The following is a 21,497-nucleotide window of genomic DNA, read 5'->3' as shown; positions in this document are numbered from 1 at the left end:
CTGATAGCCTGAGCGGCGTGCCGAGCCCACTGGACCCCATCGACGCCGCCCTGACCGATCTTCGCCGGGGGCGGATGGTCATCGTGGTGGACGATGCCGATCGCGAGAATGAGGGGGATCTGGTGATGGCGGCGGAGCGGGTGACGCCGGCGGCCATCAACTTCATGGCCAAGCACGGGCGCGGGCTGATCTGCGTACCGGCGACATCGGAGAGGCTGCGGCAGTTGGGGATTGACCGGATGGTGGTGCAGAACCGGGAGAGTTTCCGGACGGACTTCCAGGTTTCGGTGGATGCGGCGACGGGGATCACCACGGGGATCAGCGCGGCCGACCGGGCGCGGACGATTCAGGTGATGGCGGATCCGACGGCGGTGCCCGGGGACCTGGTGCAGCCGGGTCATGTGTTTCCGCTGCGGGCCAAGGCGGGCGGGGTGTTGCAGCGGGCGGGGCACACGGAGGCGGCGGTGGATCTGGCGCGGTTGGCGGGGTACCGGCCGATGGGGGTGATCTGCGAGATCATGGACGACGACGGGACCATGATGCGGCTGGCGAAGCTGCGGCGGTTCGCGGTGCGGCACCGGTTGAAGATCTGTTCGATCGAGGCGCTGATCGAGCATCGACGCCGGCAGGAGCGGTTGATCGAGCGGGTGGAGGCGGTGCGGATGCCGACGGAGTTCGGGGAGTTCCAACTGGTGTTGTACCGGGCGTTGACCGACGACCAGCATCATGTCGCGCTGGTGCATGGGAACGTGGCGGACGGGAAGCCGGTCCTGGTGCGGGTGCACAGCGAGTGCCTGACCGGGGATGTCTTCGGGTCGTTGCGATGCGACTGCGGGCCGCAGTTGCAGCAGGCCTTGCGGCAGATTGCGGAGGCGGGACGCGGGGTGCTGGTTTACATGCGGCAGGAGGGGCGTGGGATCGGACTGGCGCCGAAGATCCAGGCTTACAAGCTGCAGGAACAGGGGCGCGACACGGTGCAGGCCAACCTCGACCTCGGCTACCCGATGGATCTGCGGGAATACGGGATCGGGGCCCAGATCCTGGTGGATCTCGGGCTGCGGAAGATCCGGTTGCTGACCAACAATCCGCGCAAGGTGGTCGGGTTGGAGGGGTACGGACTGGAGATCGTGGATCAGATCCCGATCCAGATCCGGCCGAATCCGCACAACCGGCGGTATCTGAAGACCAAGCGGGACAAACTCGGCCACTTGCTTTGAGGGGGGCGGACCCGGCAGGGTCGGGGGGCATGCTCAAACGGGTCAAACTGGCCGCTCCCGTGGCGTCCCGGGCGCGGGTGGCGATTGTGGCGTCCGAGTACAATCGCAAACACGTCGATGGACTGCTGGACGCGGCGGTGCATGGACTTCGGACGACGGGAGCGGAGGTTGAGGTGTTCCGGGTGCCCGGGGCGTTCGAGATCCCTGTGGCCGCCGAATCCCTGCTGCACGAGGCCCGCGGGCGCTGGTCGGCGTTGATCTGCCTGGGGGTGATCATTCGCGGGGAGACGGCGCATGCGGATCTGGTGGGAACCACGGTCACCGGGGCCCTGATGGGGATCGCCGTCCGGCACCGGGTGCCGGTGATCCACGAGGTGCTGCTGGTGGCGAACCAATCGCAGGCGGATGCGCGCTGCCTGGATGCACGGTACAACCGGGGGGTGGAGGCGGCGCGGTCGGCCCTGGCCATGGCGCGGCTGATGCCTCGATTGCGGGGGGGTAGGAAAGGGGGGGGCGGGCAACGGGCGAGGCCGGTTTGAGGGATTGCGGTGTGGGCCCGCAACGGGGGCAATTCTGGCGAGAAGCGGGGCTTCTACCTTGGGCGGCGCGACACAAATCGCTTGCCCGGGTTGGGGCGGGGTTGTTAGGTCGCCGCTCAGGTCTTAACACCTATTTACGCATCACGATGAGATTGATTGGAACAGTCGCCGGAGTGGCGCTGCTGGCGGGCGTCGGGTCCGCCTCAGGCGCCGACATTGTTGGAAAGATCACGCTGTCGGGCACGCCGCCGCCGGAGCGGGTCATGCCGTTGGACCCCTCGTGCGGGAAGCTGTGGCCGAACGAAAAGCCGAAGACCCGGTTTTATCTGGTGGGGGCGGACAACGGGCTGGCGGATGTCTTCGTCTATCTGCGGAGCGACGACTTGGCGGTTGATCCTCCGAGCAAGCCGGTGCTTCTGGATCAGAAGGGCTGCGAGTATCTGCCGTATGTGGTGGGACTTCAGACCGGCCAGAAGCTCATGGTGCGCAATTCGGATCCGGTGTTGCACAACGTGCATGCCACGCCGCGCATCAACCGCGGGTTCAACCTTGCCCAGATGGCCGGGGGCAAGGACATCGAGCGGGTGTTCCCGCAGGCGGAGGTTTTCGTGCGGTTCAAGTGCGACGTGCATCCGTGGATGTTCGCCTACGTCGGGGTGCTCCCGCATCCGTATTACGCGGTGACGGACAAGGACGGGAACTTCAAGATCGAGGGCGTTCCGCCCGGCACGTACACGCTGGCGGCATTCCATCGCCGGACGCATGTCACGGACGACAAGGCTGCGACCCAGGAGATCACGGTGGGCGACGCCACGGTAACGGCGAACTTTACTGTGGAGGTCCTGACCCAGTAGGATGACGTCGCCGGCCGGGCTTCGCGGGACTCGCGAGGGGCTTGGTCGGGCGAAGCTGGATGAGGCCGCCGGGGGTAGTTCCTCGGCGGTTCCTTTTGCAGAGATGGCCCCCGAATCCACAACACGACCCTGGCTGAGCCATTACGCCGCACTGACTGCGCTGGCCACGGTGGGGTTGATTGCGCTGGGCGGGCTGGTGACCTCGCACGGGGTGGGGATGGCGGTGCCCGACTGGCCGACGACCTACGGGTACAACATGTTCCTGTTTCCCGTGTCCCAGTGGGTGGGCGGCATCTTCTACGAGCACACGCACCGGCTTTATGCCTCCGTGGTGGGCCTGATGACCGTGATCCTGGCCGTCGGGTTACAGTTGGGGTCGAAGGACCGGCGGTTGATCCGGCTGGGCTGGATGGCGCTGGCGCTGGTGGTGGTGCAGGGGGTGCTGGGCGGATTGCGGGTGAACCTGATGAAGGACCAGATCGGCGTGGTGCATGCGGCATTGGCGCAGTTGTTCCTGGCCCTGCTGGTCATCATTGCCGTGCTGGCGTCACCGGCGTGGCGGCGCTGGAAGGTTTCCGCACCGGCCGTGGCGCCGGGCGTTCGCACCTGGGTGGGGCTGGCCACGGGCTTGATTCTGGTCCAGCTCCTGGTGGGGGCGGGCATGCGGCACCAGCATGCGGGCCTGGCGGTGCCGGATTTTCCGCTGGCGTACGGACGGGTGTGGCCCCCCATGGATGAGGGGTTCCTGCAGCGGGTGAACGCCGGGCGCATGGACACGCGGGATTTCCACCCGATCACTCCGTTTCACGTGCAGCTTCACATGGCGCACCGGGTGCTGGCGTTGGGAGTGACCGCCGCGGTGCTGGTGGCGGCCTTGAGACTTCGGCGTGCCTTCGGGGTCCGGTCCGGGATGGGGCGGGTCGGGACGGTCTGGGTGGGATTGGTCGGGGTGCAGATTCTTCTGGGGGCCATCACCGTCTGGTCGAACAAGGCGGCGGACATGGCGACGGCCCACGTGGTGGTGGGGGCCCTATGCCTGGTGGCCGGTGTGGCGGCGGGGGTTTTCGTGGTCGGCGCCGCCCGGGTGCCGCGGGCTGCGGAGGCGCCCGGGGAATTGTCCGGAGCGACAGCTCCGTGGGTGGGGGTGAAGTCGTAGATGGATCCGGAAGCGACCATGAAGGCCTCGATCTCGGCGGAGCGGGAGTCGGCGACGCCGATGCGCGGGGTGATTTCCATGCTGGCGGAGCTGACCAAGGCGCGACTGACAGCCCTGGTCCTGATTACCACGCTGACGGGCTTTTTCGTGGCTGGAACGGGAATGGCCGACTGGCTGACGGGCCTGCATGTGCTTTTGGGGACGGGCCTGGTGGCGGCGGGGGCGGCGGCATTGAACGAGTGGTGGGAACGGGATCTGGACCGGTTGATGGAGCGCACCTCGCATCGACCGCTGCCGTCGGGGGAGATCGAGCCGTGGTTCGCGCTGGCCTTCGGTCTGAGCACCGGGCTGGCTGGGGTGGTGTACCTGGCGGCCCTGGTGAACGGACTCACCGCGGTGCTGGGGGCGCTGGCGATGGTCAGTTACGTGCTGGTGTACACGCCACTCAAACGGGTCACGGCATGGAACACGGTGATCGGAGCGGTGCCCGGGGCGCTGCCGCCGCTGATGGGGTGGACAGCGGCGCGGGGTGAGATGGGGCTCGGGGGGCTGGCGCTGTTCGGCATTCTTTTTCTCTGGCAGATCCCGCACTTCATGGCCATCGCGTGGCTGTACCGGGACGAGTACGCACGGGCGGGATACCGGATGCTTCCGGTGGTGGATCCCGGCGGGCGGGCGACCGGATGGGCGACACTGGGGACCACGCTGCTGCTGCTGGCGGTCAGTCTGGTGCCGGTGGGGGTGGGGATTGCGGGGCCGCTCTACGGGGCGGGGGCGACGATCCTGGGGATTGGATTCCTGGCCATGGCGGCGCGATTTACGCATCGATTGGAGCGGCATCAGGCAAGGCTGGTGTTTTTCGCGTCGATCCTTTATCTGCCTCTGCTTCTTGGATTACTGATGCTGGACAACGCCTCCCGAATCCTGGGCTAACCCGAACACGGACGAACGCCATCCCATGAGTCAGCAAGTCACGGCCACGCCTTCTGCCACGCACGGGCACACGTCCCACGCCGGGGACGATCATCCTCACGGCGGATTTTGGAGCACCTACATCTTCTCGACCGACCACAAGGTGATCGGGATCCAGTACGGCGTGTCGTCCCTGGTTTTCCTGTTCTTTGGTTTCCTGCTGATGCTGGCGATGCGGTGGCAGATCGCCTATCCGGACCAGCCGCTGCCCGTTTTTGGGGGGATGCTGGAGGCGATGCTGGGCCCGGTGGCGTCGGGCGGGGTGATCGGGGCGGACCTGTACAATGCCTTCGGGGCGATGCACGGGACGATCATGGTGTTTCTCGGGGTGGTGCCGCTGGGGTTTGCGGCCTTCGGGAACTACCTGGTGCCGCTTCAGATCGGGGCGCCGGACATGGCGTTTCCGCGGATCAACATGGCGAGCTTCTGGTCGTTCCTGATCGGAGGCGTGATCATGATGGTGAGTTTCTTCATCCCGGGCGGGGCGGCGCAGGCGGGATGGACCTCGTATTCACCGCTGGCGACGTCGATTCCGACGGACGGACAGACGTACTGGCTGATCGGCATGGTGTTTCTGATCACCTCCTCGCTGCTGGGGTCGGTGAATTTCATTGCCACGGTGATTCAACTGCGGGCGCCGGGGATGACGTGGATGCGGCTGCCGTTTTTCACGTGGGCGCAGTTTGTGACGGCATTCATTCTGCTGCTGGCGTTTCCGCCCCTGGAGGCGGCGGCGGTGATGCAGCTCATGGACAAGGTGTTCGACACCAGTTTCTACCTGCCGACCGGGCTGATGGTGGGGGGCAACCTGGCGGACATCAGCGGGGGAGGGAGTCCGTTGTTATGGCAGCATCTCTTCTGGTTCCTGGCGCATCCGGAGGTGTACGTACTGATTCTGCCTGCCATGGGGATTGTGGCCGAGATTCTGGCCAACAACTCCCGCAAGCCGCTGTTCGGGTACCGCTCGCTGGTGTACTCGGTTCTGGCGGTGGGTTTCCTCTCGTTCATCGTGTGGGCGCACCACATGTATCTGACCGGGATGGGGACGAAGATCTCGACCTTCTTTCAGACCACCACGATGATCATCTCGATTCCATCGGTGATCATCCTGACGTGTCTGTTTCTGTCCCTGTGGGGTGCGTCGATCCGGTTCAACACGGCGATGCTCTTCACGCTGGCGTTTCTTCCGATGTTCGGCATCGGGGGGCTCACCGGTCTCCCGCTGGGATTCAGTTTCACGGACGTGCATCTGCATGACAGCTACTATGTCATTGCGCACTTCCACTATGTGGTGGCCCCGGGGACGATCTTCGCGTTGTTTGCGGGGATCTACTACTGGTTCCCGAAGGCGACGGGGCGGAAGATGAACGAGTTGCTGGGCAGGATCCACTTCGCGGCGTCGTTTGTGTTCATGAACCTGATTTTCCTGCCGATGTTCGCGCAGGGGTTTGCGGGGATGTCGCGGCGGATGTCGGATGGTGGAGCTGCCTACATGGTGTCCGATGTGACGGCGGACGTCGTGGGGCGGCTTTCGGAGACGATCATCCAGGCGAACATCGGGATTTCGACGGCGGCGTTGTTGCTGGCGGTGGCGCAACTGCCGTTCATCTGGAATTTCTTCCACAGCATTGTGAGGGGCGAGAAGGTGACCTCGGACAATCCGTGGGATGCGACGACGCTGGAATGGCAGACGCCGACGCCTCCGCCGCATGGCAACTTTGCGGGGGTGATGAAAGTGTACCGGGGGCCGTACGAGTACAGTGTTCCCGGGGCGCCGCGGGATTACACCCCTCAGAACGAGATTCCCGTGAAGGGCTGATACCGACTGACGCGACCGAAGCGACCGAAGCGACCGACGAAACCGACTTCTCCGCACATGGACATTCCCTACACGGTACTACCGAGACGCGACACGGGGCTGTACAACGCCAAGCTGGGCATCTGGCTGTTTCTGGCGTCGGAAGTGATGCTGTTTGGCGCGTTGTTTTCGGCGTATGTGCTGCTGCGGGTGGGGGCGGATCCCGGCACCTGGCCGCAGGAGATACTGAACATCCCGGTGGGCACGGTGAACACGCTGGTGCTGATCTGTTCAAGCGTGACCGTGGTGCTGGGCTGGGCGGCCTTGAAGGCGAACAATTTCGCGAGTTACCGGAAGTACCAGGCGATCACCCTCGCCTGCGCGGCGATCTTTGTGGGGATCAAGAGTTATGAGTACCACGACAAGTTCACGCACTATGAGGTGGTGATGCGGGACGGCCGGGTGTACGACGGTCATCTGGTGGCCTTTCAGGGGGAGGGCCAGGTGGTGGACGGGGTGCGGCAGCGGGCCGAGTACATTGTGCTGAAGGGGGTGGAATTGCCTGCGGAGATGGCGGCGGCGGGGAAGGCGAAGGGACCGTTGATCAAGCGGTTGGAGAAGGAGCGTGGCGGTCGGATTGATCACCACCAGGAATTTCGGGTGCCGCTGGCCGAATCCCGGCGGTTGCAGTCCTACGGGCCGTGGCACAACACCTATCTGGCGATTTATTTCACCCTCACGGGCCTGCATGCGCTGCACGTCATTGGCGGGGCGCTGGTCATCGGATGGATCTGGGGTCCGGGGGCGGGGATGTGGAAGACGGATCCGGAGCGCTACACGAACCGTGTGGAGACGACGGGACTCTTCTGGCACTTTGTCGATCTCGTCTGGATCTTTCTCTTCCCGATTCTCTATCTCCTTTAAGCATGAGCACGAACAAGGCGCATCACGGGCACGGGAACATCCGGTTGTATCTCTGGGTGTTTTTCGGGCTGATCATCGGCACCATCATCACGGTGCTGGCATGGACGGTGCATTTTACAACGCTCTTCCTGACGGTGCTGGTGGCGCTGGTGATTGCGGCGGCGAAGGCGTCGCTGGTGGCGGGGTGGTTCATGCATCTGGCCAGCGAGCAGCGGATGATCTACGCGATTCTGGGGATCACCGCGTTTTTCTTTCTTGGAATGATGTTCCTCACCATCTGGGCCATGAATGACATTCCGCGCCCGATCTTCCCCTGAACCGCCGTGTCCCTCAAAACCTTCCATGTCGTCTTCATCGGGTCGGCGTTCCTGCTCTGCCTGTTCCTTGGCGGATGGAGTTTGAACGAGTTTTTCTCCCAGTCACGCCGGGCGGGCGATCTGCTGCTTGGGCTGCTGTCGCTGGCCGGGGCCGTGGGCCTGGTGGTCTATGGCCGGTATTTCCTCAAGAAACTGAAGAACATCGACTACTTCTGACAATGCGAATGAGACGTTCGTGGACAACGACGGCGGTGGTGGTGGTTTGGGTGGCGATGGGGGGACTGCCGATGGCGGCCGAGGCGTGCTCGGTGTGTTTTGGACAGACTGATTCACCGCTGGGCAAGGGATTGCACTGGGGCGTGTTTGCGCTGCTGATGTGCATCATGGGGACGCTGGTGGCCTTCGGCACATTTGCCGTGTACCTGGTGCGCCGGGCGGCGGCGGTGGAGGCGGAGATGGCGTTGGAGAGCGGGGCTGCCACGGGGGTTCAGCGGCGTTCGGGGGGTGAATCGGGGGTTGAATCGAGAGTTGAATCCGGAGACCTGTCATGATGGAGAAACTGTTGGACCTGCCGGTCGTGGTGTCACAACACGGTCCGGACATGGATCGGATGATGGTGCTGGTGCACTGGCTGATGGGGCTGCTGGCGGTGGGGTGGACCCTGTTCTTTTTCTATGTGCTGTGGCGTTTCCGGGCGACCCGGAACCGGCGGGCCGATCATGCGGGGGTGAAGGGGCATGCTTCGACGTGGCTGGAGGTGGGGGTGGTTTCGTTCGAGGCGGTGCTGCTGGTGGGTTTTGCGATCCCGCTGTGGGGCAAGGCGGTGGATGACTTTCCGCCGGCGGAGGAATCGACGGTTGTCCGGGTGGTGGCGGAGCAGTTCGGGTGGTGGTTCATCTATCCGGGTCCGGACGGCAAGTTCGGGCGCCAGGATCTGACCCTGGTGAGCAACGCGAACCCGTTCGGATTCGACCCGGAGGATCAGGCGACGCGGGACAACATTCAGGTGCTGAATGAGATGCGGGTGCCGGTGAACAAGCCGGTGATCCTGAACTGCTCGTCAAAGGACGTGATTCACACCTTCAAGGTGTTGCCGATGCGGGTGAACCAGCAGTGCATACCGGGTCTGAATATTCCGATCCACTTCGTGCCTGTGAAGGAGGGCCGGTACCAGGTGATCTGCGCGCAGTTGTGCGGCAACGGCCATGCCAAGATGGCGCAGGGGGTGCTGACGGTGCTGCCGGAGGACGAGTATGACGCCTGGATCGATTCTCAGGTGGCCGGGGACGGCGTGGCCACGAGCTTCGAATAGGAGCTTCGGATAGCGCGGCGTCCTCGATGGCGCGGGACCTTTTCATGGAACGACATTTTCGATGGCTGTTGCTTTCCGGGGCGGTGCTGCTGGTGGCGATGGCGGTGCTGCGGATGACGATGCCGCGCGGGCCGGTGGAGACGGCAGCACCGATGCCGGTGCTGCATGAGGTCGGGGCGTTTTCGGTGACCAATGCGGCGGGGGTTCCGTTCGGGCTGGAGGATCTGGGCGGACGGCCCTGGGCGGTGAACCTGATCTTCACCCGGTGTCCGGGGCCCTGTGCGCAACTGACGGGCGTCATGCGCTCGGTGCAGGAGCGGTTGCCGGCGGGTTCCCGGGCGGGGTTGATGACCTTGACGTCGGATCCGGAGTACGACACGCCGGCGGTATTGAGGGCGTACGGTTCCAAGTTTGGGGCGGACGGGAGCCGCTGGCATTTTGTGACCGGAACGCGGGCGGAGATCCGGAGGCTGGCGATCGAGCGGTTGCTGCTGGTGTTGCAGGACATTCCCGAGGAGGAACGGCAATCGCCGGACGACCTGTTTCTGCACAGCACGGCCATCGTGCTGCTGGACGGGCAGGGGCGGTGGCGCGGCACGATGGAAGGTTTGGAGCCGGGGGCGGCGGAGCGGGTGGTGGAGGCGCTGCGGATGCTGGAGTCGGAGGGGCGCCGATGACGGTTGCGGATCTGCCGGCGTTGAATGCGGGGTTGAACGGGGTGGCGACGGTGCTGTTGGTGCTGGGATTCGTGTTCATCCGGCAGGGACGGAAGGAGGCGCATCGACGCTGCATGCTGGCGGCGTTTTCGACCTCGGTGATTTTCCTGGTGTCGTACGTGGCGCACAAGATCCTGGTGCAGGGGGTGCATACGCGGCTGGGGGCGGACGGGTGGGTGCGGGCGGTGTACTACCCGATGCTGATCTCGCACATCGTGCTGGCGGCGGCGATCGTGCCGATGGCGCTGATCACGATCACGCGGGCGCTGCGCGAGCGGTTCGATGCGCACCGGCGGATTGCGCGGTGGACGTGGCCGGTGTGGATGTATGTCTCGGTGACCGGGGTGCTGATTTATTTCATGCTCTACCACTGGTTTCCGGCAGGTTGACGCTTCCCACGCGGGACGGGTTCCCGGCACAGTCCGGGGACATTCTTGACCCATGATGGCCCACGGCTTTTTCGGAGTTCGGACCGCTGCAGGCGGTGTATTGGGAATCCTGATGATGATCGGGGCAGGCTGGCGCATGGCGGCGTCGGGATCCACGCAGCGGGCACCGACGGAAGATGCGCCTTTGACGGCTCTGGATCGTTACGTGCATGCGCCGGACCCGGCCTATGCCTGGCGGGTGGCGGGATCGGCACGGGGGGAGGGAGGGACGGCGACCTTCATCGACTTCACGTCGCAGACGTGGCTGACGACGAACGAAGTGAACCGGCCGGAGTGGCGTCACTGGCTGGTGGTGGCCCGTCCGGACGTGATGGAGCACGGGACGGCGCTGCTGTTCATCGGCGGGGGGAACAACAACGACACGCGTCCGCCGCGACTGAACAACGATCTGATCCGGATTGCGCGGGAGACCCGATCGATGGTGGCGGAATTGCGGATGGTGCCGAACCAGCCGCTGGTGTTTGGGGGGGACGGGGTGGAGCGGGTGGAGGACGATCTGATCGGGTACACGTGGGACAAGTTTCTGCGGACGGGGGACGAGCGGTGGCCGGCGCGGTTGCCGATGACCAAGGCGGCGGTGCGGGCGATGGACACGCTGACCGCCTTCAGCGGGACCGAGGAGGGTGGGGGAAGGGCGGTGGACCGATTCGTGGTGGCCGGCGGGTCGAAGCGGGGATGGACGACGTGGGCGACGGCCATCGTGGACCGCAGGGTGGTGTCGATTTGTCCGATCGTGATCGATGTGCTGAACATGGAGGATTCCATGCTGCATCACTTTCGGGCGTACGGATTCTGGGCCCCGGCGGTGGGGGACTATGTGCATCACGGGATCATGGACTGGATGCGGACGCCGGAGATGGCGGCGTTGGTGAAGATCGAGGATCCGTTTTCGTACCGGGGCCGGCTGGGAGGGTTGCCGAAGCTCATCCTGAACGCGTGCGGCGATCAGTTTTTTCTGCCGGACTCGTCGCAGTTCTACCTGTCGGAACTGCCCGGGCCGAAGTTCCTGCGTTATGTGCCGAATGCAGATCATTCCCTTCGGGGCACGGACGCCTACGAAACGCTGCTGGCGTGGCATTATCTGGCGTTGCGCGAGAAGGCGGCCCCAAGGTTCGAGTGGTCGCATGGGACGCCGGGGAACCTCCGCGTGCGACCGACCGACCGGCCGGTGGCGGCGACGCTCTGGCAGGCGAGCAATCCGGAGGCGCGGGATTTCCGGGTGGAGACGATCGGGGCGGTATGGAAGGGAACGGGGCTGACGGCCGATGACGAGGGCGCCTACACGGCCCGGGTGGGGACACCGGAGCGAGGCTGGACGGCGTATATGGTTGAGCTGACCTACGACGTCGGGGCGCCGACACCGCTCAAGCTGACGACGGATGTGCGGGTGATTCCCGACACGCTGCCGCATCCGGAACCCCGCCCGGAGCGGGCGGGCCGGTAGGTGCGGGGAGGCAGGTGGCGAGTTGCGAGAGGCGGCGAATCGACAGGCGACGGAGCATGCGCACATGAACACGATTCTGGTGGGAGCCCAATGGGGCGACGAGGGCAAGGGGAAGATCATCGACGTGCTGACCGGGCAGGCGGACCTGGTGGTCCGCACGCAGGGCGGCAACAACGCGGGGCACACCGTCTATGTGGGCGAACAGAAGTTTGTGCTGCATCTCATCCCGTCAGGAATCCTGCGACCGGACAAGGTCTGCGTGATCGGGAACGGGGTGGTGATCGATCCGGTGAACCTCGTGGGGGAGATCGACGGGCTGGAGAAGCTGGGCGTGGCGGTGACTCCCGGGAATCTCAAGATCGCGGAGACGGCGCACGTGGTGTTTCCGTGGCATCGGGAACTGGATGCCCGGCGTGAGGTGCGGAAGGGGTCAGGGCGGCTGGGGACCACCAAGCGCGGGATTGGGCCGACGTATGGAGACAAGGCGGCGAGGGTGGGGTTGAGGGTGGTGGACCTGTTGCATCCGACCCGTTTTCCGGAGCGGCTGCGGGAGCGCCTGGACGAGAACAGCGAGGTGCTGGCGGCACTGGGGGCACCGCCGATCGACTACGCCACGGTGTTGCGGGAGTATCAGACTGCGGCAGAGCGGCTGCGACCGTTTGTCGAGAACACGGTGCTGTACCTGCACCAGGCGACCCGGCGGGCGGCAAACATCCTGTTCGAGGGGGCGCAGGGCACCTTTTTGGATCTGGATCACGGAACGTACCCTTATGTGACTTCATCGAACACCACCGCCGGCGGGGCGTGCACCGGTTCGGGGGTGCCACCCAACCGGATGGACCGGGTGGTCGGGGTGATGAAAGCCTATACGACCCGGGTGGGGGAGGGACCCCTGCCGAGCGAGGACGCTGGGGTGACGGCGATGCTGCACGGGCTGGGGCGCGAATTCGGGGCGACGACAGGTCGCCCGCGGCGGTGCGGATGGTTCGACTCGGTCATCACCCGACATGCCGCCATGGTCAACGGGATCGACGAGCTGGCGGTCACCAATGTGGACGGGCTCGACACACTGGAGACGGTGCGGGTGGTGACGGGGTACCGGCTCGAGGACCGGGTGATCCATCATGTGCCGGCGGATGTGAACCTGCTGGCGCAGTGCGAGCCGGTGTTCGAGGAATTTCCCGGGTGGGGGACAGCGACCACGGAGGCGCGGTGCTGGGAGGATCTGCCGGTGAACTGCCGGCATTACCTGCTGAGCATTGCCCAGATGACCGGGGCGCGACTGACGGTGGTGAGTGTGGGGCCGGGACGGGAGCAGACCATTCTGCTTTAGGCGGCGGGCGGAGCCGTCCCGTTGTTCCGGGCACCCTTCATGAGCGCCAACACCGTCCACCTGAGCGCCGAGGCACGCGGGAATGTGCCGCAGCATGTGGCGATCATCATGGACGGGAACGGGCGGTGGGCGAAGGGGCGGGGATTGCCGAGGGTGGAGGGGCACCGGCAGGGGGCGGAGTCGGTGCGGGCGGTGTTGCGGGCGGCGGGGGAGATCGGGGTGCGGTACCTGACCCTGTACGCGTTTTCGATGGAGAACTGGAACCGTCCGCGCGACGAGGTGAACACGCTGATGAAGTATCTCGCACGGTTCCTGAAGAACGAGATTGGCGAGTTGCAGCGCAACAACGTGCGTCTCGAGGCGATCGGGCAGATCTGGCGCCTGCCGGAGTTCGTGCAGGAGCAGTTGACGAAGACGCGGGCGGCGCTGTCGCGGAACACGGGGTTGACCCTGGTGCTCTGTCTGAGTTACGGGGGCCGGACGGAGATTGTGGATGCGGTGCGGGAGATTTCGGCGAAGGTCAGGGAGGGCGGGATCGATCCGGCCGAGATCACGGAGCGGACGGTGTCCGAACATCTCTACACGCGGAACTGGCCGGATCCGGATCTGCTGATCCGGACCAGCGGGGAACTGCGGGTCAGCAACTTCCTGCTCTGGCAGATTTCATATGCCGAGTTTGTGGTGACCGAGACCCTGTGGCCGGAGTTCCGGCGGACGCAGTTTTTCGCGGCGCTCGAGGAGTACACCCGGCGTCACCGCCGCTTCGGCGGGCTTTGAGGGGCGGGCGGTTTTGGCGTTCAGGTGCCCACGATGCCGCCGTCTTTGCGGGTGATGACGATGACGGCGGAGCGGGGACGGCGGTGGGTTCCGTTGGGGAGGGGATCGCCGGCGCTATTGGTAGCGAACTGGCTGCCGGGCCAGGCGCTGAACTCGTCCGGATCGGAGGCCTTGGAGAGATCGCCGGGATGCTGGATGCCGACGAACAGGGAACGTCCGTCCGGGGTGCAGGTCATGCCGGTGACTTCGCATTGCGGGGGGCCGGTGAGGAAGCGACGGACTTCGCAGGTATTGGGGTCGGCGCAGCACATGACGTTGGTGCCGAGGTTGACCCAGTGGCCCTGGGCGGTGCCCTGGTGATCGGTCTGGATCCAGAGGCGACCGAAGGGATCGAACCACAGGCCGTCGGGGGCGCCGAAATCGGCACTGCCCGGAGGGATGTCGCCGATGGTGCCGCGATAGACATCGGGGAGGGCCATGCCGGGTTGGGCGAGGGTGGGATCAAAGGCAGGCGAGGGACCGGTGGCGTCGAGGGTCAGGGTGGTGGCGCTGTCGCCACAGAGCACGAAGATCGAATCCGGTGGCGGTGACGTCGTTGCCGTCTTCGCGCCAGCGGAGGATGTGACCGAAGAGGTTGTGGGGTCTGGGATTGGCGGGGTCCACGGGGGGACGGGCGGAACCGGCCGGAGTGGAACCGTCGGGCTGATTGAAGGAACGGGCGGGGTCCTCGGCGATGGCGCCGCGCAGGTCGTTGTTGGTGAGGCTGCAATAGATCTCGAGGGGGCGCCGGGCGGAGTAGATGGGGACGGCGCCGGGGGTGAGGTCGGGATCGAAGTAGGTGCGGAGGGCGGTCCATTCGGGCCGGTCCATCATGGTGGCGCCCACGGCGTCCCCGGCCTGACGGGTGTGGATGAGGATGCGGGCGAGGACATCGCGATCCTCGCCGGACGGGGAGCGGAAGAGGTCGAGTTCGCGGAGTTTGCGTTTGCGGCCGGGATCCTTCGGGTCATCGAGCACCGAATCGGTATCGGGCAGGAGGGGGATCCAGGCGCCGCGGAAGCTTCCGGGGCGGTGGCCGGGCTGAGGGGTGAAGGAGGCGACGTAGAGGGTGCCGTCGTCGAGGAGATCGGCGTTGGCGGCACGGTTGGCGGGGTTGAAGGGGCGGTGGCAGACGAACTTGTAGAGGTACTCGTTGCGTTCGTCGTCGCCCATGTAGAAGGCGAGGCGAGGGTGGGATCCGGAGGGATCGGGAGTGAGGGCGGGTTGGGCGCTTTCGTGTTTGAACCGGCCGAGGGCGGTGCGTTTGACCGGGGGTTTGGAGGGATCGAGGGGATCGATTTCCACGACCCAGCCGAAGAGGTGGGGTTCGAGGGGGTTGGATCCGAGGTCGAATCGGGGATCCACCTCGTGCCAGCGGTAGCCCGAGCCGTTGCGGTTGAGACCGTAGCGCCGGTGATGGGGAGGGATGTCCGCGGGGTCCGGCGGAGGAGTGTCGGTTGCACCGGGTTCTGCGGCCCGGACGCCGAAGTAGCTGTTCCAGTTTTCCTCGCAGGTGAGGAAGGTGCCCCATGGGGTGTGTCCGTGGGCGCAGTTGTTGAGGGTGCCCAGGGCGGAGCGGCCGTCGTGGAACCCGTGGGCGATGGAAGCCTCGGGGGTGATTTCGAAGCGTCGGGATTGGAGGAGGGCATGTCCGGCCGCCGGACCTGAGATCCGGGCCGGGGTGTTGCCGGTGATGCGGCGGGCCAGGGGGGATTCGCGCAGGACCGCCCAGCGTCCGTCGGCGCGGCGGATTTCAAGCACCGAGACGCCGTGGGCCGCCTGGGATTTGCGGGCCTTGGCCACGGTCATGGGCGCGGGGTCACGGTTGCCTTCGGGTCCATGGAGGATTTCCTCCTGGGTGTATTCGTGGTTCACACAGAGGAGGCCGTGTTCACTCGATGGGCCCGGGTTGCCGGATGACGGGTCGGGGAAAGGGAAGAAGTGCATGCCGTCGTTGTGCATGCCGAACTGGGCGGCCTGGGCGGCGGCATCCTGGGTGGCTTCCTCGATCCAGGGTGGTGCGTTGGGAAGGATCGGGTCACCCCAGGCGGCGAGGATCTCGGCCTGGTAGCCCGGGGGCACGGCGACGGCATCGTCGAGAGGCACGAGGTTGGGGGGGATGCTCTCGAAGCCGATCCCGGCGAATCCGTTTCCGGGCGGGATGGGAGCGGCGTCCACGGAGGCGAGGATCCCCTTCATGGTGAGGCCGCCGAGCGAGGCCAGGACGGGGGCGCTGACGGTGGATTGGAGGAAGGTACGACGGCTGAGGGCGGTGTGCGCGAGCACATCGCGGATGGAAGGGTTGGCGGAGGGATTGAGGGACAGATCGTTGGGGGGATGGTGGGAACCTTTCATGGGGCCTTGGAAGCGACTGAATTTGCGTGCATATGCACGAAGTTTAGGGCGATTCGGGGGGGGAGGAGACGGGGCGGGTTATTCGGCGGGGGTTGCGGGGGGGCGGCGGTGTTCGGGGGGCAGGGATTCGAGGAGGGCGTTGGGGCGGCCGGGGCGTTTGCGCAGGGTGAAGGCGTCGTAGAGCCGGCCGGTGGCGGTGCGGGCCTGGTAGCGGAGTTCATCGCCGTCCACGGTGATCACCTGGAAGAGCTGGGTGTCCTCGGCGCGACGGACGGCCCAATCGGTGTGCTCCTGGGCATACATCTTGGGGCCGCTGACGGAGACGACATAGACGGTGCCGATTTCGGGGTCCCAGGCCTGGCGATAGCCTTCGGGGACATTCTCGGTGCCGACGACGGCGCGGCCTGCGACGTCGCCGGTGCGGGCGTAGGTATGGTCATGGCCGGTCAGGACGAGATCGACGCGGAACTCGTCGAAGACGGGTTTCCAGAGGGCGCGAAGGCGCGGGTTGTCGCGATTTCGGGCGGGGGAGAAGACGGGGTGATGGAAGGTGAGGAGGGTCCAGCGATTGGGGTTGCGGGCGAGGATTTCGCGAAGCCAGCCGACCTGGGATTCCTGGAGTTCGTTGGAGTTGAGGGAAACGATGCGGGTACCCTGGTAGTCGAGGTAGTACACGGTTTCCTCGAGGCCGGCGGGTCCGTTGCGGGGCAGGGTGAACTGGGGGCGCCAGTGGGGGGCGAGGACACGCCGGGGCGGGACGGCGGGGCGATCGTGGAGGGGGAACGCGGCGAGCGGGCGACCGAGGAGATCGGCGGGGGCGTAACCGGTGAGGGCGTCGAAGCCGGCATCGACGGCAACGAGGCGGTGATCGGCATCGAGTTGGGCGGAGGCGGTTCGACCGTCGGCGGCGGTGACGGCGAGGTGGAAGCCGTTGGTGACTCCGACCGTGTTGGTCATGGGGGTATGGTGGAGGGTGACCACCAGATTGGAACGGCCGAGGATATCCCAGACCCGGACGTTGGGGGCGGCGCCCTGGAGGGTGTAGTACTCGTGGTTGCCCGGGGTGGGGATGACGGGGACCATGGCATTGACCCAGGCGGGGGCACCGAACCACTCGCCCCATTCGGCGTCGCGGGTGGGGACATTGACGAGGTCGCCGGCATGGAGGGTGAAGGCGGCGCGGGGCGCTTCGCGGAAGGCTTCCCGGACGACGCGGGACCAGTGGGTGCGGATGTCGTTCTGGGCGTCGCCGAAGTAGATGAAGGAGAACGGGGCGGGTTCGGCGCGGGCGGTGCGGAAATGGAACCATTCGCTCCAATTGACCGAGTCCCCGACGCGATAGGCGTAGAGGGTGTCGGGTTGCAGGCCGTGGAAGTGAACGTGGTGGTAGTGGGCGGGGCCGAGGTCGGAGGTGAAGGGTTCGGTGACGGCGGACCGTTCGAGTTCGGACTTCTGAGGGCCGTCGGCGGCGAGGGCGAGTTGGGCCACGGCACGGCCCACGGAGGGATCGGTACGCCAGGTGACGGCCTGGGTCGTGGCAGGATCGCCCGCCCAGGTGAGTACGATACGGTCGGGCATGGGGCTGGGGCGGTGGAGATCCGCCTCCGGCACGGGGCGCGGGCGATGGTGGGTGTCGTCATGGGCCCGCACGGACAGTGCGAGGCCTACGAGGAGGAGAAACCGGAGCGGCATGGCCTCTGACAATCCTTGGATGAGCCGTGGTGGCAAGGCGTTCCGATTGAAATCCGGTTGACGATCCGGTGACGGAAGGGTTCGGGTGAGGGAGGAACACGACGATGACACTCCAGGAAGCACTCAAGGAACTGAAGGCACGCGGCGACGAGAAGGTGCGGGCGCAGAACGCCAGGAGCGGCGCGGTCGCAATCCAGTACGGCGTCCGGTTGGGGGACATCCGGGCGTTGGCCAAGCGGATTCGGACGAACCACGCCCTGGGTTTGTCGCTTTGGGAGAGCGGGAACGCGGACGCCCAGTTTCTCGCGACGCTCGTGGTCGAACCGGCGAAGCTGTCGGCCGGGGAGTTGGAGGGCATGGTGCGATCCATCGCCTTCGTCCGTGTCGCGGACTGGCTCAACGCCTACGTCGTGGCGAAGCATCCCGGGAAGGAGGCGCTTCGGGAGGTGTGGATGACCTCGGACGATCGCTGGGAGGCACGGGCGGGCTGGAGCCTGACCGCGGAGCGGGTGGCCAAGGCGCCGGAGGGGCTGGATCTGGTGGCGCTGCTGGACCGGATCGAATCGGAAATGGCCGGGGCCGCACCGGAGGTGCAGTGGACGATGAACGGCACCCTGGCAGCCATCGGGATCCACGTTCCGGCGCTTCGGGGCCGGGCGATTGCGATTGGGGAGAAGCTGGGGCTTTACCGGGACTATCCGGTGCCGAAGGGCTGCACCTCGCCCTTCGCGCCGATCTGGATCGAGGCCATGGTGAAGCGGCAGTCCTGAGCCGTCACCTGTAGGCGTGAGTTCGAAGCCTGAGGACTGAAACCTGAAGACTGAAACCTGAAACCTGAAACCTGAAGCCTGAAACCTGAAGCCTGAGGCTGGGAGTTCTCGACCCAACGCTCCAGACCTTTGGGGTCGCGTGGAACCGGGCCCTTCGGATTGGACAGCCTGATTCATGCTCCTCGGGTCCACGTTGCACGAGGATTGGCTTTTCTCGGCGGGTCGGTCCCGGTAAGGAAACGGCGTGCGTTCCCAGAGCCCAGGGGGGGAAGTCGTGCTGCGAGGCGTGCCGGCGTCCCCGGGCGTCTGCCGCGGGCGGGCCCTTGTTCTGGAGGAGGATCGGACGGCGATCGAGAGGCGGGAACTGGGGGAGGGGGAAGTGGACGGGGAGATCGGGCGGTTGGAGCGGGCGCTGGTGGAGACGCGGCACGAGGTGAACGAGCTGCAGCGCCGGCTGGCGGAGGCGATCGGGACCCGCGACGCGAGCATCTTCGAGGTTCACCTGTTGATCCTCGAGGATCCGGTGCTGTTGAACGAGTCGTCCCGCTGCATCCGGGAGCAGCGGTTGAATGCGGATGCGGCGTTTTCGGAGGTGGCGCGGAACTATGCCGAGATGCTGGGGGCGGTGAACGACCCGTATTTGAGGGAACGGGCGGCGGACATACGGGATGTGACGCAGCGGGTGCTGAACCGTCTGAGCGGGCGGCGGACGCATGGCGGGGTGCCCGAGCTGGCCGAACCGGCGGTGGTGATCAGCCGGGATTTGACGCCCTCGACGACGGCGCAACTGGACCGGGCCCGGGTGCTGGGGTTTGCCACGGATGTGGGGAGCCGGACCTCGCACACGGCGATACTGGCGAAGTCGTTGAACATCCCGGCGGTGGTGGGGTTGCACGAGGCGAGTCTGCGGATCCGGACGGGGGATGCGGTGCTGCTGGACGGGTACACCGGCGCGGTGTTCGTGAATCCGACGGACCAGACGCTGTTCGAGTACGGCCAGCTGGCGCGACGGCGGGTGGAGTCGGAGGAGCGGTTGCAGGAGATCCGCGATCTGCCGGCGGTGACGCTGGACGGCGAGAGGATCGTGTTATCGGGGAACATCGAGCTGGCGGAGGACGCGCCGGCGATCGCCGAGGCGGGAGCGGAGGGGGTGGGATTGTTCCGGACGGAGTACCTGTTTTTGCACGGGGATGCGCTGCCCGACGAGGAGGCGCAACTGGCGGCATACCGGACGGTGGCCGAAGCGGTGCGGCCGGCCTCGGTGATCGTCCGGACGCTGGATATCGGGGGGGACAAGTTCATTCCGCATCTGCCGATGCCGAAGGAGGTGAACCCGTTTCTCGGATGGCGGGCGATCCGGTTCTGCCTGCAGCAGCGCGACCTGTTCCGGACACAGCTGCGGGCTATCCTGCGGGCCAGCGCGCATGGCGGGGTGAAGATCATGTACCCGATGATCTCGGGGGTGGACGAACTGCTGGAGGCGAATGCGCTGCTGGCGGAATGCCGGGAGGCGTTGCGGAAGGAGGGTCATGCCTTTGATGAGGACATCGAGGTGGGGGCGATGATCGAGATTCCGTCGGCGGTGATGGTGGCGGACCGGTTGGCGGAGCATGTCCAGTTTTTCAGCATTGGGACCAACGACCTGATCCAGTACACGCTGGCGATCGACCGGTTGAACGACCGGATCGCGCATCTGTACGAGCCGACGCATCCGGCGGTGCTGCGATTGATCCGGATGACGGTGGAAGCGGGGCGGCGTCAGGGGATCTGGGTGGGGGTGTGCGGGGAGATGGCGGGGGACCCGGTGCTGGTGCCGTTGTTGCTGGGGCTTGGGGTCAACGAGCTCAGTGCTGCGCCGGCGTCGGTGCCGGGGATCAAGCATCTGATCCGGCGCTGCCGGATTTCGGAGGCCCGGGAGCTTGCGGAGTGGGCCTTGCGACAGCCGAACGGGGCCGGCATTCTTTCGCGCTCGGAGGAACTGACCCATCGCCTGGCGCCGATCCTGTTTCCGGAATGTCAGTCTGAGTTCAGGACTCCACACGACCCAACCGATCGATGAAAGCCATTGTACTGGCCGCCGGGTACGCAACCCGGCTGTACCCGTTGACGCTGACCCAACCGAAGCCGCTGCTCCCGGTGGCGGGACGCCCGATGATCGAGTACGTGCTCGACAATCTGGGCCCGGTCGGGGGGATCGACCGGGTGTATGTGGTGACCAACGCGAAGTTCGCCGGGCATTTTCAGAAGTGGTCCGATGACTACCGGGCGGCGCACGGGACCTTCGAGTTCACGATCGTGAACGACGGTTCGACGGACGATTCGAACAAGCTGGGGGCGATCGGGGATCTGCACCTGGTCTTGCGGCAGGAGGGGGTGGACGACGACCTGATTGTGGTGGCTGGGGACAACCTGTTCAGCCAGCCGCTGGTGGGGTTTGGCGAGCGGTGCCGTTCCCAGGACGCGCCGGTGCTGGGGATCTATGACGTGGGGAACCTCGAGCTGGCGAAGAAGTACAGCAACATCGTCCTGGATGAGTCGGGTCGGATTCTCAGCTTTGTCGAGAAGCCGCCGCAACCGGCGAGCACGCTGGCGGGGATCGCGTTGTACTACTACCCGAAGTCGGCGCTGCCGCTCATCCACCAGTACATGGCCGAGGGGAACAACCCGGACCAGCCCGGGCGCCTGGTCCAGTGGATGTGCCAGAAGCGGCCCTTTTACACGTGGCAGGTGCCGGGGTTGTGGTACGACATCGGCTCGAAGGAGACGCTTGAGGAGGCGAACCGGATCTTCGCGCAGGGAGATGTCCGGCCGGGACAGTGAACCCCGGGTGCCT

The 21,497-nt window shown here is 65.8% G+C and carries 22 protein-coding genes; 19 read left to right on the top strand and 3 right to left on the bottom strand.

Annotation, left to right across the window (positions count from 1 at the left end; all coding sequences use genetic code 11):
• Positions 1-17 precede the first annotated feature (17 nt).
• The 16 genes from KF833_11085 to KF833_11010 all read left to right on the top strand — a co-directional run bounded on the left by KF833_11085 (position 18) and on the right by KF833_11010 (position 13,808).
• The gene (locus KF833_11085; protein MBX3745840.1) at positions 18-1,217 is read left to right on the top strand and encodes a bifunctional 3,4-dihydroxy-2-butanone-4-phosphate synthase/GTP cyclohydrolase II; all 1,200 of its coding nucleotides are present in this window, start codon (positions 18-20) and stop codon (positions 1,215-1,217) included.
• A 29-nt stretch (positions 1,218-1,246) separates the two neighbouring features.
• A complete protein-coding gene (gene ribH, locus KF833_11080; GenBank protein ID MBX3745839.1) occupies positions 1,247-1,756 on the top strand; it encodes a 6,7-dimethyl-8-ribityllumazine synthase in 510 nt (169 codons plus the stop codon).
• A gap of 146 nt (positions 1,757-1,902) precedes the next feature.
• Entirely contained in the window at positions 1,903-2,610 is a 708-nt protein-coding gene (locus KF833_11075) for a hypothetical protein (GenBank protein MBX3745838.1), read from the top strand.
• Positions 2,611-2,713: 103 nt separating this feature from the next.
• Positions 2,714-3,766 (top strand): COX15/CtaA family protein, encoded by a 1,053-nt coding sequence (locus KF833_11070; GenBank protein MBX3745837.1) that lies wholly within the window; start codon positions 2,714-2,716, stop codon positions 3,764-3,766.
• 18 nt (positions 3,767-3,784) lie between these two features.
• Positions 3,785-4,699 (top strand): heme o synthase, encoded by a 915-nt coding sequence (gene cyoE, locus KF833_11065; GenBank protein MBX3745836.1) that lies wholly within the window; start codon positions 3,785-3,787, stop codon positions 4,697-4,699.
• A 25-nt stretch (positions 4,700-4,724) separates the two neighbouring features.
• The gene (locus KF833_11060) at positions 4,725-6,557 is read left to right on the top strand and encodes a cbb3-type cytochrome c oxidase subunit I (GenBank protein MBX3745835.1); all 1,833 of its coding nucleotides are present in this window, start codon (positions 4,725-4,727) and stop codon (positions 6,555-6,557) included.
• 57 nt (positions 6,558-6,614) lie between these two features.
• Positions 6,615-7,460: a heme-copper oxidase subunit III gene (locus KF833_11055; protein ID MBX3745834.1), complete on the top strand. Its 846-nt coding sequence runs from the start codon at positions 6,615-6,617 to the stop codon at positions 7,458-7,460.
• 2 nt (positions 7,461-7,462) lie between these two features.
• Positions 7,463-7,777 (top strand): cytochrome C oxidase subunit IV family protein, encoded by a 315-nt coding sequence (locus KF833_11050; protein ID MBX3745833.1) that lies wholly within the window; start codon positions 7,463-7,465, stop codon positions 7,775-7,777.
• 6 nt (positions 7,778-7,783) lie between these two features.
• Positions 7,784-7,993, top strand: a complete 210-nt coding sequence (locus tag KF833_11045) for a hypothetical protein (protein MBX3745832.1) — start codon at positions 7,784-7,786, stop codon at positions 7,991-7,993.
• Between the two features lie 8 nt (positions 7,994-8,001).
• Complete coding sequence (locus KF833_11040; GenBank protein ID MBX3745831.1) at positions 8,002-8,328, top strand: hypothetical protein; 327 nt, start codon at positions 8,002-8,004, stop codon at positions 8,326-8,328.
• The gene (locus KF833_11035; protein MBX3745830.1) at positions 8,325-9,089 is read left to right on the top strand and encodes a cytochrome c oxidase subunit II; all 765 of its coding nucleotides are present in this window, start codon (positions 8,325-8,327) and stop codon (positions 9,087-9,089) included. Before KF833_11040 ends, KF833_11035 begins: the two co-directional genes overlap by 4 nt.
• A 44-nt stretch (positions 9,090-9,133) precedes the next feature.
• A complete protein-coding gene (locus KF833_11030) occupies positions 9,134-9,766 on the top strand; it encodes an SCO family protein (GenBank protein ID MBX3745829.1) in 633 nt (210 codons plus the stop codon).
• Entirely contained in the window at positions 9,763-10,194 is a 432-nt protein-coding gene (locus KF833_11025) for a DUF420 domain-containing protein (GenBank protein ID MBX3745828.1), read from the top strand. The genes KF833_11030 and KF833_11025 overlap by 4 nt, the downstream gene beginning before the upstream one ends.
• Positions 10,195-10,246: 52 nt before the next feature.
• The gene (locus tag KF833_11020; protein MBX3745827.1) at positions 10,247-11,698 is read left to right on the top strand and encodes a PhoPQ-activated pathogenicity-related family protein; all 1,452 of its coding nucleotides are present in this window, start codon (positions 10,247-10,249) and stop codon (positions 11,696-11,698) included.
• A 64-nt stretch (positions 11,699-11,762) separates the two neighbouring features.
• Positions 11,763-13,031: an adenylosuccinate synthase gene (locus KF833_11015; GenBank protein MBX3745826.1), complete on the top strand. Its 1,269-nt coding sequence runs from the start codon at positions 11,763-11,765 to the stop codon at positions 13,029-13,031.
• Positions 13,032-13,070: 39 nt separating this feature from the next.
• Positions 13,071-13,808 (top strand): isoprenyl transferase, encoded by a 738-nt coding sequence (locus KF833_11010; GenBank protein MBX3745825.1) that lies wholly within the window; start codon positions 13,071-13,073, stop codon positions 13,806-13,808.
• 20 nt (positions 13,809-13,828) lie between these two features.
• On the opposite strand, the gene KF833_11005 is transcribed toward KF833_11010, so the two are convergent.
• From KF833_11005 to KF833_10995, 3 genes are all read right to left on the bottom strand, one after another.
• Positions 13,829-14,287 carry a DUF839 domain-containing protein gene (locus tag KF833_11005; GenBank protein MBX3745824.1) on the bottom strand — a complete coding sequence of 153 codons (459 nt, stop codon included), beginning with the start codon at positions 14,285-14,287 and terminating at the stop codon, positions 13,829-13,831.
• A gap of 22 nt (positions 14,288-14,309) precedes the next feature.
• A complete protein-coding gene (locus KF833_11000) occupies positions 14,310-16,202 on the bottom strand; it encodes a PhoX family phosphatase (protein MBX3745823.1) in 1,893 nt (630 codons plus the stop codon).
• 78 nt (positions 16,203-16,280) lie between these two features.
• Positions 16,281-17,285, bottom strand: a complete 1,005-nt coding sequence (locus tag KF833_10995) for a metallophosphoesterase (GenBank protein MBX3745822.1) — start codon at positions 17,283-17,285, stop codon at positions 16,281-16,283.
• A gap of 713 nt (positions 17,286-17,998) precedes the next feature.
• On the opposite strand from KF833_10995, the gene KF833_10990 reads away from it, so the two are divergent.
• The 3 genes from KF833_10990 (at position 17,999) to KF833_10980 (ending at position 21,484) form a co-directional block, all read left to right on the top strand.
• Entirely contained in the window at positions 17,999-18,664 is a 666-nt protein-coding gene (locus KF833_10990; protein ID MBX3745821.1) for a DNA alkylation repair protein, read from the top strand.
• Positions 18,665-18,908: 244 nt separating this feature from the next.
• Positions 18,909-20,723: a phosphoenolpyruvate--protein phosphotransferase gene (ptsP, locus tag KF833_10985; GenBank protein ID MBX3745820.1), complete on the top strand. Its 1,815-nt coding sequence runs from the start codon at positions 18,909-18,911 to the stop codon at positions 20,721-20,723.
• Positions 20,724-20,728: 5 nt separating this feature from the next.
• On the top strand, positions 20,729-21,484 hold the full coding sequence (locus tag KF833_10980) for a nucleotidyltransferase family protein (GenBank protein MBX3745819.1): 756 nt from the start codon (positions 20,729-20,731) through the stop codon (positions 21,482-21,484).
• Positions 21,485-21,497 lie beyond the last annotated feature (13 nt).

This window comes from Verrucomicrobiia bacterium (genome assembly GCA_019634625.1).
Lineage (GTDB): Bacteria > Verrucomicrobiota > Verrucomicrobiia > Limisphaerales > CAIMTB01 > CAIMTB01.
Note: the sequence above shows the minus strand (reverse complement) of the source record. Positions and strands in the feature narration are given on the sequence as shown.